13 protein-coding genes are annotated in these 15042 nt (G+C 70.4%); 9 read left to right on the forward strand and 4 right to left on the reverse strand.

The features are described 5' to 3' along the window. Window positions 1–77: 77 nt before the first annotated feature. Window positions 78–908, forward strand: a complete 831-nt coding sequence (locus tag WJM96_RS02620; RefSeq protein ID WP_424810865.1) for a DMT family transporter — start codon at window positions 78–80, stop codon at window positions 906–908. Between the two features lie 46 nt (window positions 909–954). On the opposite strand, the gene WJM96_RS02625 is transcribed toward WJM96_RS02620, so the two are convergent. Continuing rightward, window positions 955–1686 carry an aspartate/glutamate racemase family protein gene (locus WJM96_RS02625; protein ID WP_424810866.1) on the reverse strand — a complete coding sequence of 244 codons (732 nt, stop codon included), beginning with the start codon at window positions 1684–1686 and terminating at the stop codon, window positions 955–957. A gap of 42 nt (window positions 1687–1728) precedes the next feature. Between WJM96_RS02625 and WJM96_RS02630 the strand changes: the two genes are divergently transcribed. From WJM96_RS02630 to WJM96_RS02650, 5 genes are all read left to right on the forward strand, one after another. Continuing rightward, a complete protein-coding gene (locus WJM96_RS02630; RefSeq protein ID WP_424810867.1) occupies window positions 1729–2859 on the forward strand; it encodes a M20/M25/M40 family metallo-hydrolase in 1131 nt (376 codons plus the stop codon). Between the two features lie 121 nt (window positions 2860–2980). Next, window positions 2981–3253 (forward strand): hypothetical protein, encoded by a 273-nt coding sequence (locus WJM96_RS02635; protein WP_424810868.1) that lies wholly within the window; start codon window positions 2981–2983, stop codon window positions 3251–3253. A 177-nt stretch (window positions 3254–3430) separates the two neighbouring features. Further along, window positions 3431–3703, forward strand: a complete 273-nt coding sequence (locus tag WJM96_RS02640; RefSeq protein WP_424810869.1) for a hypothetical protein — start codon at window positions 3431–3433, stop codon at window positions 3701–3703. A gap of 14 nt (window positions 3704–3717) precedes the next feature. After that, a complete protein-coding gene (locus tag WJM96_RS02645) occupies window positions 3718–5169 on the forward strand; it encodes a M81 family metallopeptidase (RefSeq protein ID WP_424810870.1) in 1452 nt (483 codons plus the stop codon). Window positions 5170–5177: 8 nt separating this feature from the next. Then, window positions 5178–6299 (forward strand): alpha/beta hydrolase, encoded by a 1122-nt coding sequence (locus WJM96_RS02650; RefSeq protein WP_424810871.1) that lies wholly within the window; start codon window positions 5178–5180, stop codon window positions 6297–6299. Here the strand turns inward: WJM96_RS02650 and WJM96_RS02655 are convergent. The 3 genes from WJM96_RS02655 to WJM96_RS02665 are packed head-to-tail and all read right to left on the reverse strand — an operon-like array spanning window position 6296 to window position 9251. Further along, window positions 6296–7159 (reverse strand): lysophospholipid acyltransferase family protein, encoded by an 864-nt coding sequence (locus WJM96_RS02655; protein ID WP_424810872.1) that lies wholly within the window; start codon window positions 7157–7159, stop codon window positions 6296–6298. The genes WJM96_RS02650 and WJM96_RS02655 overlap by 4 nt on opposite strands. Next, the gene (locus WJM96_RS02660) at window positions 7156–8508 is read right to left on the reverse strand and encodes a cytochrome P450 (protein ID WP_424810873.1); all 1353 of its coding nucleotides are present in this window, start codon (window positions 8506–8508) and stop codon (window positions 7156–7158) included. The genes WJM96_RS02655 and WJM96_RS02660 overlap by 4 nt, the downstream gene beginning before the upstream one ends. After that, on the reverse strand, window positions 8505–9251 hold the full coding sequence (locus WJM96_RS02665) for an SDR family NAD(P)-dependent oxidoreductase (protein ID WP_424810874.1): 747 nt from the start codon (window positions 9249–9251) through the stop codon (window positions 8505–8507). The genes WJM96_RS02660 and WJM96_RS02665 overlap by 4 nt, the downstream gene beginning before the upstream one ends. A 240-nt stretch (window positions 9252–9491) precedes the next feature. On the opposite strand from WJM96_RS02665, the gene WJM96_RS02670 reads away from it, so the two are divergent. The 3 genes from WJM96_RS02670 to WJM96_RS02680 are packed head-to-tail and all read left to right on the forward strand — an operon-like array spanning window position 9492 to window position 14879. After that, on the forward strand, window positions 9492–10577 hold the full coding sequence (locus WJM96_RS02670) for an efflux RND transporter periplasmic adaptor subunit (protein ID WP_424810875.1): 1086 nt from the start codon (window positions 9492–9494) through the stop codon (window positions 10575–10577). A gap of 1 nt (window position 10578) precedes the next feature. After that, window positions 10579–13698 carry an efflux RND transporter permease subunit gene (locus tag WJM96_RS02675; RefSeq protein WP_424810876.1) on the forward strand — a complete coding sequence of 1040 codons (3120 nt, stop codon included), beginning with the start codon at window positions 10579–10581 and terminating at the stop codon, window positions 13696–13698. 5 nt (window positions 13699–13703) lie between these two features. Next, window positions 13704–14879, forward strand: coding sequence for a TolC family protein (locus WJM96_RS02680; RefSeq protein WP_424810877.1), 1176 nt, complete (start codon window positions 13704–13706; stop codon window positions 14877–14879). The last annotated feature ends 163 nt before the right edge of the window (window positions 14880–15042 follow it).

A 15042-nucleotide genomic window follows, 5' to 3' on the forward strand; every position in this document is an offset into this window, starting at 1 on the left:
CCTGCGTGAGGGGGGCGCCGGGCCGCTCGCGGAATAGGGTTTTGCCGCCTCCCCAACCGAGCGGCACGCGCCTCGGCATGGCGCTCATGGTCGCGGCGATGTTCGTCTTCGGAACGCAGGATGCGCTCTCCCGCTATCTGGCGGCGAGCTATTCCGTGCTCGGCGTCCTGCTCATCCGGTACTGGTTCTTCGCGGCTTTCGTGGTGGTGCGCGCGGTGCGCGCGCCTGGCGGGCTCAGGCAGGTCGTCCGCAGCCAGCGGCCCTTCCTGCAAGCCCTGCGCGGGGTGATGCTGGTCGTGCAGGTCTGGATGATGGTGAAGTCCTTCACCCTGCTCGGCCTCGTCGAGGCGCATGCGATCTTCGCTTGCTATCCGCTCGTCATCGCAGCCCTTGCCGGTCCCGTGCTGGGGGAGCGCGTGACGTTGCGGCGATGGATCGCCATCGGCGTGGGCGCGGTGGGCGTTCTCATCATCCTGCGGCCCGGCGCGGGACTCTTCTCGCCCGCCTCGCTGCTCGTGCTGCTCGCGGCGCTCAACTTCGCGGCCTATGGGCTGCTGACGCGCGTGGTGGGCCTGCACGACGCGCCGGAGACGAGCTTCTTCTACACCGGCCTCGCGGGCGCCGCGGCCATCACCCTGGCCACGCCGTGGATCTGGACGCCCATCGCCATGCATGACTGGTTCTGGATGGGGCTGCTCTGCGTCTCAGGCGCCATGGGGCACTACCTGCTCATCCGCGCGCTGGCGGCGGCGGAGGCGAGCCGGCTGCAGCCACTGGCCTATTTCCAGCTGATCTTCGCCTCGGCCGCCGGCGTCATCGTCTTCGGCGAGCGGCTGGCACCGTTGACGGTGGCGGGCGCCGTTCTGGTGGTCGGCGCGGGGCTCTTCAATCTCAAGGCCTCGCGTTAGCGCCCGATCCGCGAAGGCGGCATCGCCGGAGCGGCGGATCGGCGGCTCAAGCCTTCAGCATCGCCGCCAGCGCGGGCGAAAGCCCGCTCGTCACGCGCCCGGCCGGCGCCGCGTAGCTGCCCGTGCGCGGCTTGGGCAGGCCGAGCGTCACCAGCGCCTCGCAGAGCTTCACGCCGCAGGCGATCCCGTCCAGCAGCGGCACCGGCGCTTCCGCCTGCAGCTTCGGCGCCATGCCGGCCAGCGCGGCGCCGCTGAGGATCACCGCATCCGCGCCCTCCGACACGGCCTTCGCGATGCCGCCCGCCACCTTCCGCGCCACGCCTTCCGGATCGCGCACGCTCTCCTGCGGCGTCGCGTTCACGCTGACGAGGCTGGCGAGCCGGTCCGCGAGGCCGTGCGCGGCGATGCGCTCCCGGTAGGTCTCCACGCCGCCGAAGGTGACGAGGCCGAAGCGGCCGCCGAGGAGGCAAGCCATGAAGCACGCAGCCTCCGTCATCGCGACCACCGGGCAGGGCATGAGCTGCCGCGCCGCCTCCAGCGCCGTGTCGTGGCTGACCGCGAGCAGCACGGCGTCGACCTGGCCCGCATGCTCCGCCAGCAGTTCCAGCAGCGCGTGCCCGGCGACGATGTTCTCGGCGCGGGTGGAGATGACCTCGGGCCCGAATCGCGGCGTGGCGGGGACGATCTCCGTCCCCGCTGCTGCCGCCGCGCGGGCGGAATCCGCGCAGAGCTGCGTGATGGCCTCGGTGGTGTTGGCATTGGCGACGAGCAGACGCATCCTGATTCCCCTGGCGATGCCGCCATACGAAACGAGGAATTCATGGAAGCCAAGCTCGACCTGCCCTTCGACGCCGAGGAGATGCTCGCGGGCCTCCGCACCTGGGTCGAGTGCGAGAGCCCGACGCATGACGCCGCCGCCGTGAACCGCATGATGGCGCTCGCGGCGCGGCACCTCGCCATCATGGGCGCGAGCGTGGAGACCATCCCCGGCCGCATGGGCCTGGGCGACTGCGTGCGCGCGCGCTTCCCGCATCCGAGCAAGGAGCCCGGCATCCTGGTGCTCGCGCATCTCGACACGGTGCATCCGGTCGGCACGCTGAAGAACGGCCTGGCCTTCCGCCGCGAGGGCGACAAGGCCTACGGCCCCGGCATCCAGGACATGAAGGGCGGCACCTACCTCGCCATCGAGGCGATCAGGCAGCTCGCCATGGCGGGGATCGCGACGTCCAAGCCCGTCACCGTGCTGCTGACCTCCGACGAGGAGATCGGCAGCCCCTCGACGCGCGACCTCATCGAGGCCGAGGCGTCGCGCCACTCCATCGTGCTGGTGCCCGAGCCCGCGCGGCCGGATGGCGGCGTGGTCACGGGCCGCTACGCCATCGCGCGCTTCAACCTCCGCACCACGGGCCGGCCGAGCCATGCCGGCGCGCGCCTGGGCGAGGGCCGCAGCGCCATCCGCGAGATGGCGAAGCAGATCGTTGCCATCGAGGAGATGACGACCGAGGCCTGCACCTTCTCGGTCGGCGTCATCCATGGCGGGCAGTGGGTGAACTGCGTCGCCACCTATTGCGATGCCGAGAGCCTCTCCATGGCCAAGCGGCAGGAAGACCTCGACGCGGCGGTCGAGAAGATGCTGGCGCTCAAGGCCAGCGGCAACGACGTGCAGCTCGAAGTGAAGCGCGGCGTGACGCGCCCGGTCTGGGAGCCGGATGCCAAGGTCCTGGCCCTGCACGCGACGGCCGAGGGCATCGCCAAGCGCCTGGGCTTCGCCCTGCCGCACCAGTCGGCCGGCGGCGGCTCGGACGGCAACTTCACCGGGGCCATGGGCATCCCGACTCTGGACGGCCTCGGCATCGTCGGCGCGCTGGCGCATACGCTCGAGGAGCACGTGCAGGTGAGCAGCCTCGTGCCGCGCGCCAAGCTCTTTGCGGGGCTGCTGCAGAGCGTCTGACGATAGGCAAAACCTATTGTGGAAATAGAAAACTCGGTCTCACGCCTATCGTGAGCCGCGGCTTATTCCTTCTCTCACCGGCGGGGCATCGGGCCCCGCCACCGAGACGAAGGACAGTGTCATGCGCCGCATCGGTTTCTCCGCCCTGATCCTGGTGGCCACCATCGGCCTGGCCGCCGCCCCCGCCTCCGCCCAGCAGGTGACCGCCCAGGGCGTGTACCATGGCCAGGCCTGGAACATGGGCCAGGACCTGAACAGCCTGGATGCCATGACCCCGCAGACCAGCCCCCGGATGAAGGACCGTAACGCCCGCGCGCAGCGCCAGGCCCAATTCAACCGGTACTACAGCGGCGTGGGCACCCCGGTGCGCCGGACCTCCCTGCAGACCCGTTGAGCAGGGCGCCGAAAGCCCGGTCCTGGCGCGAGGCGCGGGGCCGGGCTAAAGCGTGATCCGCTTTCGCCGATCACGCTTCAGCGACGTCTGAGCAACTGCTCACCACTTCGGCGATTCCGCCAAGGTGGATCAGGCGCTAACTCTGTCGCCCTCGAGATGACCCTGGAAGGACCCAGCATGCGCGCTCTGGCCATCATGACCGTCCTGCTTTCCGCCCTGGCCCCCTCGGCCTTCGCGCAGGGCACCAGCTCCAGCGGCAGCGGGGCGATCCACGGGCAGAACTGGACGATGGGCCAGGATCTGAACAATGCGCGCAATGTGGCGCCCTCGCCCGGCACGGTGGCCGCGGATCGCGCCGCCCGCGCCCAGCGGCAGCAGCAGTTCAACCAGAACTTCAGCGGCACGGGCCAGGCCGCGTCCCAGCCGCGAACCACGCAGCAGGGGCGCTGAGCTTAACTTTCCCCATGCCGAAGATCGCGGTCGCCCGCCTCTGGTTCGAGGGCAATTCCTTCTCGCCCGTCCCCACGCCTCTCGCCGCCTTCCAGGGGCGCGAATGGACGGCGGGGACCGAGGCGCTTCGCCTCTATCGCGGCACGGCGACCGAGCTCGGCGCCGTCGATGCCTTCTTGGCCGAGCGGCCGGACTGGAGCGCCACCATCCTGCGCTGCACGGCCGCCCAGCCCGGCGGCCCCATGACCGACGATGCCTATGACGCCTGGATCTCCGAGGTCGAGGCCGGCCTCTCGGAGGGCGGCTTCGACGGCGTCTACCTCTCGCTCCACGGCGCTTGCCTGACGGAGAGCGATCCCGAAGCCGACCTCACCACCATTCGCCGCGTGCGCGCGCTGATCGGGCCGCAGGTGAAGCTGGTCGCGAGCTTCGACTTCCACGGCAACATGTCGCCGCAGGTGGCGGCGCTGCTCGATGGCGCCTCGGTCTACCGCACCTATCCGCATGTCGACATGGACCGTGCCGCGATGCGCGCGCTGCTTTTGCTGGAGCGCGGCCTCGCGGGCGAGCCCATCCACGGCGCCATCGCCAAGCTGCCGGTGGTGCTGCATTCCTTCCACATGCGCGATGCCGACGGCCCCATGGCCGAGGTCTGGGCTGAGGCCTGGAGGGCCGAGCGCAAGCCCATCCTGGATGCCTCTCTCTTCGGCGGCTTCGCCTGGGGCGACACGCCGACCGCCGGGCCCTCCGCCATGGTCTGGGCGGAGGACCATCGCTCGGCCCGCGCCCTGGCGCGTGAGCTGGTGGCCGAGATCGACAGGCGCCGCGACCGTTTCGCCGTGACCCTGCCAACGCCGGAGGAGGCGCTGGAGAAGGCGCTGGCTGCGCCGGCCGGGCTGGTCGCGCTGCTGGATCCCGCGGACAACCCGCTCTCCGGCGGGGTGGCGGATACCCCCGGCCTGCTGCGCGTGCTGCTCGGCGCGAAGCTCCAGGTCGAGACCGTCTATTGCTTCCTGCATGATCCGGAGGCCGTGATGGCGGCGCAGCAGGCGGGCGTGGGCGGCGCCATCGCGCGCCCGCTGGCCGGGCGCACCACGTCCGATTTCGGTCCGCCCGTGCCCTTCACCGGCGTGGTGGAGACGCTAACGGCCGGGCAGTTCCTCAATACCGGGCCGATGGAGCACGGCGCACCTGTGGACCTCGGCCCGACGGCCGTACTGCGGGCGGGGAAGCTGCGCGTGGTGATCACGAGCCGCAAGGAAGCCGCGGTCGACCCGGCCTTCTTCGAGCTGCACGGCATCGACCTCTCGGGCGTGCGGATCCTCGCGAACAAGGCGAAGAACCACTTCCGGGCGGCTTTCGCCTCGCGCTGCAGCGCCATCGTGGAATGCGACACGCCAGGGCCCGCTGCGCTCGACCTCCTGGCGCTGCCGTTCCGCCACGTGCCCAGGGCGTGGCGCGCTTAAGTCGGCACGTGTCGTCCCGGATCTGCCTCCTGCTGGTTCTCGCCGTCTCGCTGATCGGCTGCGCCGCCCGGCCCGGCATGGAGGTCCTTCGGCCCGCCGGAGCGGTGTCCGCCGATGGGCAGGTCATCACGGTTCAGGTGGTCACCACGCGGGCGCGTGCGGATGCCGGTTCGAACAGCTTCACGAACACGCGCTCCCGAACGACCAACTTCGCGGAATATGCCGTATCCGTGCCGCCGACGCACAGGGCGGGGCAGATCGAGTGGCCCCGCGTGCCGGCGGACCCGGCCACCAGCTTCACGACGCTGCGAAGCGATGTCCTCACCCGCGATTCCTTCGAGGCGGGATTGCGCGGCCGTCGCTGCGAGAATGGCGGGAAGCGCGTCTTCATCTTCGTGCACGGCTTCAACACCAACTTCCCGGAGGCGCTGTTCCGGGTCGTGCAGATGACGGCGGACACGAACCCGGATGTCATCCCGATCCTGTTCGCCTGGCCGTCGGACGCCGAGGTGCTCGGCTATGTGGCGGACCGGGATTCGGCCATGTACTCGCGCGACGCCCTGGCGAATCTTCTTGCCAGGGTGGCCGAGCTTTGCCGTGGGGAGCAGGTGACGATCATCGGCCACAGCATGGGCGCCTGGCTGACGGTGGAGGCGCTGAGGCAATTGCGCCTGGCGGGACGCCAGGAGGTGCTGCAGCAGCTGCGGGTGGCGTTGGCATCGCCCGACATCGATGTCGACGTCTTCCGGACGCAGGTGGCGGTGATCGGACCCCTCTCCCCGCCCATGGCCGTGCTGGTGTCGCGGGACGACCGGGCGCTCTCGGTTTCCAGTCGGCTTTCCGGGGACCGGCGGCGGCTCGGTCGGCTGGACGTCGACAATCCCGAGGTCCAGGAGGCCGCGCGTCTCGCTCAGATCATCGTCATCGACATCACCGAAGTCGCCGCCTCGGACGGCTTCAATCATGACCGCTATGTCGGCTTCGCCACCGCCTATGCGCGGATGATGGCCGCCGGCCATGCCCCGCCGCGCTCCGAACTGCGGCATGCGGGCGCCTTCGTCTTCAATTCCGTCGGCACCGTGCTGGCCAGCCCCTTCCGGCTGGCCGGGCGCATGCTCTCGCCTGACTAACCTTCGGGCTTCCAGTCCGGCAGCATCAGCCACTGCGTGATCCGGCCGAGGATGAGCGGCTCGATGCAGGCATCCAGCGCCTCCACCCCGGCGCGGATGTCGGCGTCGCGGTCATCGCTGCGCGGCACCTCGATCGGCGCCTCGAACCGCACATGGAAACGCGGGCCGGATGCGTCCGGCGCCAGGCGCTCGCAATGGCCGACGACGATGGCCGCGCCCGAATGCCGCGCGAGCCTCGCCGCGACCTCGATGTTTCCGCCGCTGCGGGGGCCGCGCCCGAGGCTGGGCGCGGCGACGCGCCCGTGCTGGTGCTCGTCGAGGAAGACGAGCAGCACGTCCCGGTCCTGCACCAGCGCGCGCAGGGCGGGACGCGTGGCGTCGCGCCCCACGGGCAGCAGCCGCCCGCCGCCGCGGATCCGCTCGGCGACCACGGTGCGCGTGCGCAACTCGCTGCTGGTGGGCTGGTAGAAGGCGACGGGGGCCGAACCGGCGCGAACCATGGCGAGGCCCACCATCTCCCAATTGCCGAGATGCAGCGCGGCCACGATGAGCGGCCGCCCGCCGAGATGCTCCGTGCCCTCGACCGCCACGCGCCCTTCGTCGAAGAGGCGGATGGCGCGCGGCACCTCGAGGAAGCTTCGCGCCGTATTGTCCCAATGCGCGGCGACGGCGGCTTCCGCGTCCAGCTCCGGCCGCAGCCGCGCGAAGTTCGCGCGGGCGCGGGCCGAGGCCGCGCCGTACAGCTTCGGCACGACGCGCCGCGCCATGAAGCCCGCATAGGCATCCGCGAGGCGGTCCGGCGCATGGCGCATCCAGGCGATCGAGACGCGGTCCACGATCGCGAGGATCTGCCGCCTCATCGGCGCGTGAGCACCATGGGCAGCGTCTCGCCGGGCCTGAGGGTCAGGCGGCAGACGGGATAGGCGGTCTTGCCCGGCGGGCAGCGCAGCCTGAAGCGCTGCGCCAGCGTGGCGAGGCAGATCATGGCCTCGTAGAGCCCGAAATGCTGGCCCGTGCAGACGCGCGGCCCCAGGCTGAAGGGCAGGTAGGTGTATTTCGCGGGCGGCGTCGCCTCAGGCAGGAAGCGCTCCGGGCGGAACTCGTCCGGCGCCTCCCAGTGCCGCTCGTGCCGGTGCACCAGCCAGGGTGAGGCGCCGACCACCGCGCCGCGCGGAATCTGAAGGCCCGCGACTTCCGTATCCTCGGAGGCCCGGCGCGCCAGCACGGGGACGGGCGGGTAGAGGCGCAAGGTCTCCTCCACCACCGCGCGGGTATACGGCAGCTTGTCCAGATCCTCGTAGGTCGCCTCGCGGCCGCCGAGCACGCTGTCGAGCTCCGCCAGCATGCGCTCCTCGGCCCATGTCGCCTCGGAAAGCAGGAACCAGGCCCAGGCGAGCGTGTTCGCCGTCGTCTCGTGCCCCGCCATGAAGAGGGTGATGGCCTCGTTGCGGAAGGCCATGCGCGACATGCCCGAATGCTCGGCCATCGCCGCGATCAGCGACTTCTGCCCGGCGCGGCCGTCCAGGATGTCACCGATCAGCCCATCCACCACGGAATGGATCTTGCGAACCTCGCCGCTGACCCAGAAGCCCTGGAGGCGCGGCAGGAAATCCGGCAGGCCGAAGATCGAGACCATGTCCATGTTGCCGATCTTGGACTGGTAGGCGGCGAAGGACTTCACCACCTGCTGCCCAGCGCCGGTCGCGAGCGCCGTGCCGAAGATGGCGCGGCAGATCACCTCGGCGGTGAAGCGGCCCATCTCGTTCAGCACGTCGATCTCGGCGTTCTGCGGCAGCTTACCCCAGGCGTCGCGCCATTCCACGGCGACCTCGGTCATGACGGGGGTGAGGTCCGACATGCGCGAGGGATGGGTGACCGGCTGGACCACGCGCCGGCGCTCCTTCCAGACGAGTCCGTCGGAGATGAAGAGCCCGTCGCCCAGCAGCGCCTCCAGGGCGTGGCGCATCTGTGGCGACTTGCGCTCGAAGACCGCGGCCTGCGTGACGAAGACGGACTGGATGGCCTCCGGCATGTTGAAGAGGAAAAGCCGCTGGCGGATGATCTGCGTGTTGATCACCTCCGTGCGGAAGGAGCCCGCGCTCCAGATCTCCAGGAAGCTCTTGCGCGCGCGCGCCAGCAGCTCCGTGATCGGAAGGCGGCCTTCGAATCGCGTGGGATGCGGGGGGGTATAGGGCGGGTGGTCGGTCATGCCTTGTGCACCTTCAGCGGGCCGAAGGACTGACCCACCGGCATCATTTGCAGGATGTTGATGTTCACGCGCGGCGGCAGCATGGCCACCCAGCGCACGGCCTCGGCCACGTCGTCGGGTGTCAGCGGGTCGGCGCCCGCATAGACGTTCGCCGCCTTCGCGTCATCTCCGAAACGGACGTTGCTGAACTCCGTCCCGCCCACCAGGCCCGGTTCGATCTCCGTCACGCGCACGCGCGTTCCGAAGAGGTCCGCGCGCAGGTTCAGGCTGAACTGGCGGACGAAGGCCTTGCTGGCGCCATAGACATTGCCGCCGGGGTAGGGGAACTCGCCCGCCGTGGAGCCGATGTTGATGATGTGGCCACGATCGCGTGCCACCATCCCCGGCAGCACCGCGCGCGTGACATAGGTGAGGCCCTTGATGTTGGTGTCCACCATGCGGTCCCAGTCGTCGAGATTCGCCTCCTGCGCGGAGGACAATCCGAGAGCTAGCCCCGCGTTGTTCACGCAGACGTCGATGGCCTTCCACTCTTCCGGAAGCGAGTTAATTGCGCTCTCGACCGCCGCGCGATCCCGCACGTCGAGCACCATCGGCAGCACGCGGTCGGCGCCCAGCGCCTCGCGCAACTGCAGCAAGCGCGCCTCTCTCCGGCCCGCGGCGATGACGCGCGCGCCTTCCTTCGCGAAGCATGCCGCGATGGCGCGGCCAAAACCCGCGGTCGCACCCGTAACGAGAAGGATCATGCGCGATTCGACTCCGTTCAGCTGGAGGCAAGGTGCGGTTCAGCCTGGGTAAAGCCAAGCCTTCCTAATCCATGCCCATGCCTGTGGACGGGATTTCACCCGATTCCGAGACGCGGGCCAAGAAGCGCGATCACGTGCTCTTTCCCGCGTCCAGGGAAGCAAATTCGAGGCCGCCGGGACTTCGCCCGGCTTTGGAGTGACGTGATGTCCCGGGCCATCGCGCGCCGTTCGTGTGCGCTGTTGATTCTTTCGACGTTCGGCGCGCCGGCGCTCGCGCAGCCGGGGACGCCCGACGTCCTGATCCGGCTGGACGAGCGCCAGATGCGCGCCGGCGCCTTCGAGCTCGGCCGGCCCGAGCCTGAAAGCGGGCCCTCGGAGATCACCCTGCCGGGCGCGGTGGTGGTGCCGCCCATGCAGCTCCGCGTCATCGCGGCCCCCGCGGCCGGGCTGCTGGAGACCCTGACGGTGGCGCCGGACGAGCCGGTGCGCCGTGGCCAGCCCGTGGCCCAGCTTCGCAGCACCGAGCTGGTGGAGGCGCAGCGCCTTTTCCTGCAGGCCGTCACGGCCCATGACCTCGCGGCCGAGAAGCTGCGCCGCGACGAGCAGCTGCATCGCGAGCGCGTGATCGCGGAGCGCCGCCTCATCACCACGCGGGCGGAAGCCATTGCTGCCGCCTCGGCGCTGGATGAGCGCACGCAGATGCTGGTGCTGCTGGGCATGGGAGACCCGGCGGTGGAGGAGCTCCGCCAAACGCGCCGCATCCAGCCGACGCTGGCCGTCCGCAGCCCGGTGGACGGCGTGGTGCTGACCCGTGGCGCCACTGCCGGCGAGCGTGTCGCCCAGGCTGCGCCGCTCCTCACCATCGGTGACCTGCATGCCCTCTGGGTCAACGTGCAAGTTCCCATTTCCCGCGTGCCGGCACTCGAACCCGGCGCGCGCGTGCTGATACCCGCCCAGGGGGCGGAAGGCACCGTGCTGCGCATCGGCCGCACGGCGGATGCGCCCACGCAGAGCGTCACCGCCGTGGCCCAGATCACCAACGGCACCGAGGCCCTGCGCCCTGGCCAGGCCGTGACCGTCGCGATGGAGCTGCGCCGCAACGGCGCACCGCAGTTCCGCGTGCCCGCCGGCGCGGTGGTCCGCCACCGGGAGCGCAGCTGGGTCTTTATCCGCACGCCGGAGGGCTTCCGCGCCCGCCCCGTCACCGTGCTCAACGAGACGGCTCAGTTCACCTCGCTGACCGGCGAGCTCTCGCCGAGCGACCAGATCGCGACGCGCGGCATCCTCGCCCTGCTGGGCGAGCTCTCCGACGGCGACGCGAGCTGACATGCTGGGACGGCTTGTAGAGACGTCGCTCCGGCAGCGGCTGCTGGTGCTGCTGATGGCCATCGGCCTCGCCTTCTGGGGCTTCCGCGCATATCAGTCGCTGCCCATCGACGCCTTCCCGGACGTATCGCCCACACAGGTTCTCGTTTCGCTTCGCGCGCCGGGCCTCACGCCGGAGGAGCTAGAGCGGCGGGTCACCAACCCGGTCGAACAGGCGATGCGCGGCATCCCGCGCCTCACCTTCATGCGCTCCACTACGCGCTTCTCCGTCACGCTCATGACCTTCGAGTTCACCCAGGGGACGGACATCTTCTGGGCACGCGCGCAGGTGAACGAGCGCCTGCAGCAGATCGAGGATGATTTGCCGGACGGTGTCTCGGGCGGGCTCGCGCCGATCGTCACGCCGCTGGGCGAGATGTTCATGTTCACGCTGGAGGGCGAGAATCTCACGCCTTCCGACGCGCGTACCCTCATGGACTGGGTGGTGCGGCCGCAGATGCGCTCCATTCCCGGCGTGGCGGACGTGAACGTGCTGGGCGGCTTCGTCCGCACCTACGAGGTGGTGCCGGACCCGGCCGCCATGGCCTCGCGCGGGATCACCACGGCGGCGCTCGAGGAGGCGCTGGAGCGCAACAACCGCAGCGACGGCGCCGGCCGGGTTCGCGATGGCGAGGAGGCGCTGCTGGTCCGTGCCGAGGGGCGCATCCAGTCGCTGGAGGATGTGCGCGCCATCGTGCTCGCGAGCCGCACGGGCGGTGTGGTGCGCGTGGCGGATGTGGCGGATGTGCGCTTCGGCGCCCTGCCGCGCAACGGCGTGGTGACGCGCGACGGCGAGGGCGAGGCGGTCTGGGGCATCATCCTCGGCCTGCGCGGCGTGAATGCTCGCGACGTGGTGGATGGGGCCAAGGCGCGCATCCCCGCCATCGAGCGGCTGTTGCCGGAGGGCGTCCGCCTCGTCGTCTTCTATGACCGTGCCGAGTTGATCGGGAAGGCGGTCTGGACCGTCCAGAAGGTGCTGCTGGAAGCCATCGCGCTCGTGGTGGTGCTGCTGCTGCTCTTCCTCGGGAACTGGCGCGCGGCGCTGGTGGTGTCGCTCAGCCTGCCGCTGGCGGTGCTGGTTACCTTCGGCGTCATGTCCTCCTACGGTCTATCGGCCAACATCATGTCGCTGGGCGGCCTGGCCATCGCCATCGGCCTGCTGGTGGACTGCGCCGTGGTGGTCGTGGAGAACACGGCCCACCGCATGGGCGAGCATCATGGCGAGCCAACCTTCACCCAGCGCATGAGCATCGTCGGCGAATCGACGCGTGAGGTGATGGTGCCGCTGGTCTCCGGTGTCGTCATCATCGTCGCGGTCTTCGTGCCGCTGCTCTCGTTGCAGGGGCTGGAGGGCCGCCTCTTCGGGCCTGTCGCCCTCACCATCATCTTCGCGCTGCTCGCGGCGCTGATCCTGGCGCTCACGGTGGTGCCCGTGATGTGCGTGTTCCTGCTGCGCGGCGGCCACTCGAAGGAGCCCTGGCTCGTCCGCAAGATGCACGCCGTCTACGATCCCTTCCTGGAATGGGCGATGCGCCGGCCTCTCTTCATCGGCGGCAGCGCCGTCACCGGGCTGGTGCTGGCCGTGCTGGCCTTCTCGCAGGTCGGCAGCATCTTCATTCCGGTGATGGACGAGGGCACGCCGGTCATCACGCTGCGCAAGCACCCGACCATCGGCATCGAGGAAGCCTCGCAGATGGATCTCCGCATGCAGCGGGAGATCATGGCCGAGGTGCCGGAGATCCGCGGCATCATGGCCCGCGCCGGCGCCGACGAGCTGGGCATCGACCCCGTCGGTCTCAACGAGACGGACATGTTCCTCACGATCGCGCCGCCGGAGGAATGGCGCCCGGAGATTCGCGAGGGCGGCATGGAAGCGCTGATGAACGCAGTTCGCGGCGTGCTGGAGAACGTTCCCGGCATCAGCTTCTCCTTCAACCAGCCCATCGACATGCGCGTGCAGGAGATGATCATCGGCTCGCGCGGCGACGTCGTGATCAAGATCATCGGTCCCGACATCGCGGAGCTGAACCGGCTGGGCCGCGAAATCGCGACCGTGGTGCGGGAGGTGCGCGGCAATTCCGACGTCTTCGCCCTCCGCAACGAGGGCATGAAGTACCTGACCGTGCGCGTCGACCGCCTCGCGGCCGGCCGGCTCGGCCTGAATGCGAGCGATGTGCAGGATGCGCTGCGCGTCTGGGTGGATGGGCGCTCCGCCGGCACGGTGCTGGAGGGCGACCGCCGCATCCCGGTGCTGCTGCGCGGCGAGGACGGCCTCCGCCGCTCGGCCGCCGACCTCGCCCGCGTGCAGATCACCCTGCCCAGTGGCGGCACGGTGCTGCTGAACCAGGTGGCCGATATCCGCGAGGAGGAAGGCGCGGTCCAGGTGATCCGCGAGCAGGCGGAACGCTTCGCGACCGTCATCACCAATGTCCGCGGCCGCGACATCGGCGGCTTCGTGACCGAGGCGCAGGCGGCCGTCGAAGCCCGGGTACCGATGCCGATGGGCTACAGCCTCGTCTGGGGCGGGCAGTTCGAGAACCAGCAGCGCGCGCAGGCGCGCCTGGCCATCGTGGTGCCGCTGGCCCTGGGCGCCATTTTCCTGCTGCTGTTCCTCACCTTCGGTTCCGTGCGGCAGGCGACGCTGGTCTTCTGCAACGTCCCCTTCGCGCTGATCGGCGGCATGATCGCGCTCTGGGCCTCGGGCGAGTTCGTCTCGGTCCCGGCCTCGGTGGGCTTCCTCACGCTCATTGGCATCGCCGTGCTCAACGGCGTCGTGCTCATCAGCTACATCAACCGCCTGGTGGCGGAGGAAGGGCTGGAGCTGCACGCCGCCGTGCGCGAAGGCGCCAAGCGGCGCATGACGCCGGTGACGCTCACGGCCTCCATTGCCGCCCTGGCCCTGGTGCCCTTCCTCTTCGCGACGGGACCGGGCAGCGAGATCCAGAAGCCGCTCGCCATCGTCGTCATCGGCGGGCTCGTGACGGCGACCGTGCTGACGCTGGTGCTGCTGCCCATCCTCTACGAGCGCTTTGCCCTGCCACGAGCGAAGGCCCCCGCCGTCCAGCACGCGCCCGCGGAGTAATGCCCATGCGACATCTGCTTATTTGCGCCGCGTTGCTGGCGCCTCTCCCCGCTATTGCCCAGGATGGCGGCCTGCACCGCCATCTCGAGGCCGCGCTGGCGCTCGATGCGAGCTACCGCTCGCTGGAGGCGCAGCGCATGGCGGCGGGGGCGCGGCGCGTCACGGCGCAATCCGTGATCGCCGGCCCGCCCTCCATCAGCGGCAGCTTCCGCTCCGACACGCGCGGGCCCCGCGAGCAGCGCGAAATGGAGATGGATTTCGCGGCCCCCATGTGGCTGCCGGGCCAGCGCGGCGCGCTCCGCGGCACGGTGGAAAGCTCGGTCGCCGAGTACGAGCAGCGCATCGCGCTGCGTCGGCTGGAGGTCGCCGGCCTGCTGCGTGAGACGTGGTGGGAGGCGGCCGAAGCCCGCCGCGGCGCGCAGCTGGCGCGCGAACGGCTCAGCACGGCGCGCGAGATCGCGCGAGACGTCACCCGCCGCGCCGAGCTCGGCGACATTCCGCCGACCGAGGCGATTCTGGCGCGCAACGAGACGCTCTCGGCGGAGCTGAGCCTCGCCCAGGCCGAGGCGGCGAGCGAACAGGCGACCGCCGCCTACAGCACGCTGACCGGAGGGCTGCCGCCGAACCTTCCCGTGGAGACAGTGCGTGGCCGCGGACCGCACCCTGCCTTGCGCGCGGCCGAAGCCGCCGTGACGCATGCCGAGGCGCGCCAGCGCCTCGTCGCCGCCACTCCGCGGGACAATCCTGAGCTGGGAACCTTCGTGCGGCAGGAGAACGGGCTCGGTACCAACGATTCCACCAGCATCGGCCTGCGTTTCCGTATCCCGCTCGCCACCGAGGCGCGCAACGCCCCGCGCCGTGCGGAGGCGGAGAGCGAGGTGACGCGCGCCGTCGCCCTGCTGAACCAGTCCCGGCGTATCGTGGATGCCGAGGTCGCGCGTGCCCGCGCCGCGCTCTCCGCCGCTGAGGCCGCGCAGCGCCTGGCCCGCCAGCGCCTGAGCGTGGCTAATGAGCAGGAGGCCGTGGCCCTGCGCGCCTTCCGCTCCGGCGAGACGGGGACCTTCGACCTGTACCGCGTGCGCCAGCTCCGGCTGGAGGCGGCGAATGAGGAGGGCCGCGCCACGATCGACGCGAGCCGCGCGCGCTCCCGCCTCAACCAGGCGATGGGCATCGTCCCCTAGGCATAACCGGACCGCGGCAGAGCCTCTGTCCGCGAGCGCGGAGCGTGCGCTCCGGCGCCTGGGGGCCGCCTAAAACAAATCTATCTCTTGACCGACGCGGCGGCGGTTTGGAACGTTTTCCGGGCATGAGAAGCCCCCGGAACGAGCCGGAAATGGGCCGCTC

Source organism: Roseococcus sp. YIM B11640 (genome assembly GCF_049727625.1).
Taxonomy (GTDB): Bacteria; Pseudomonadota; Alphaproteobacteria; order Acetobacterales; family Acetobacteraceae; genus Roseococcus.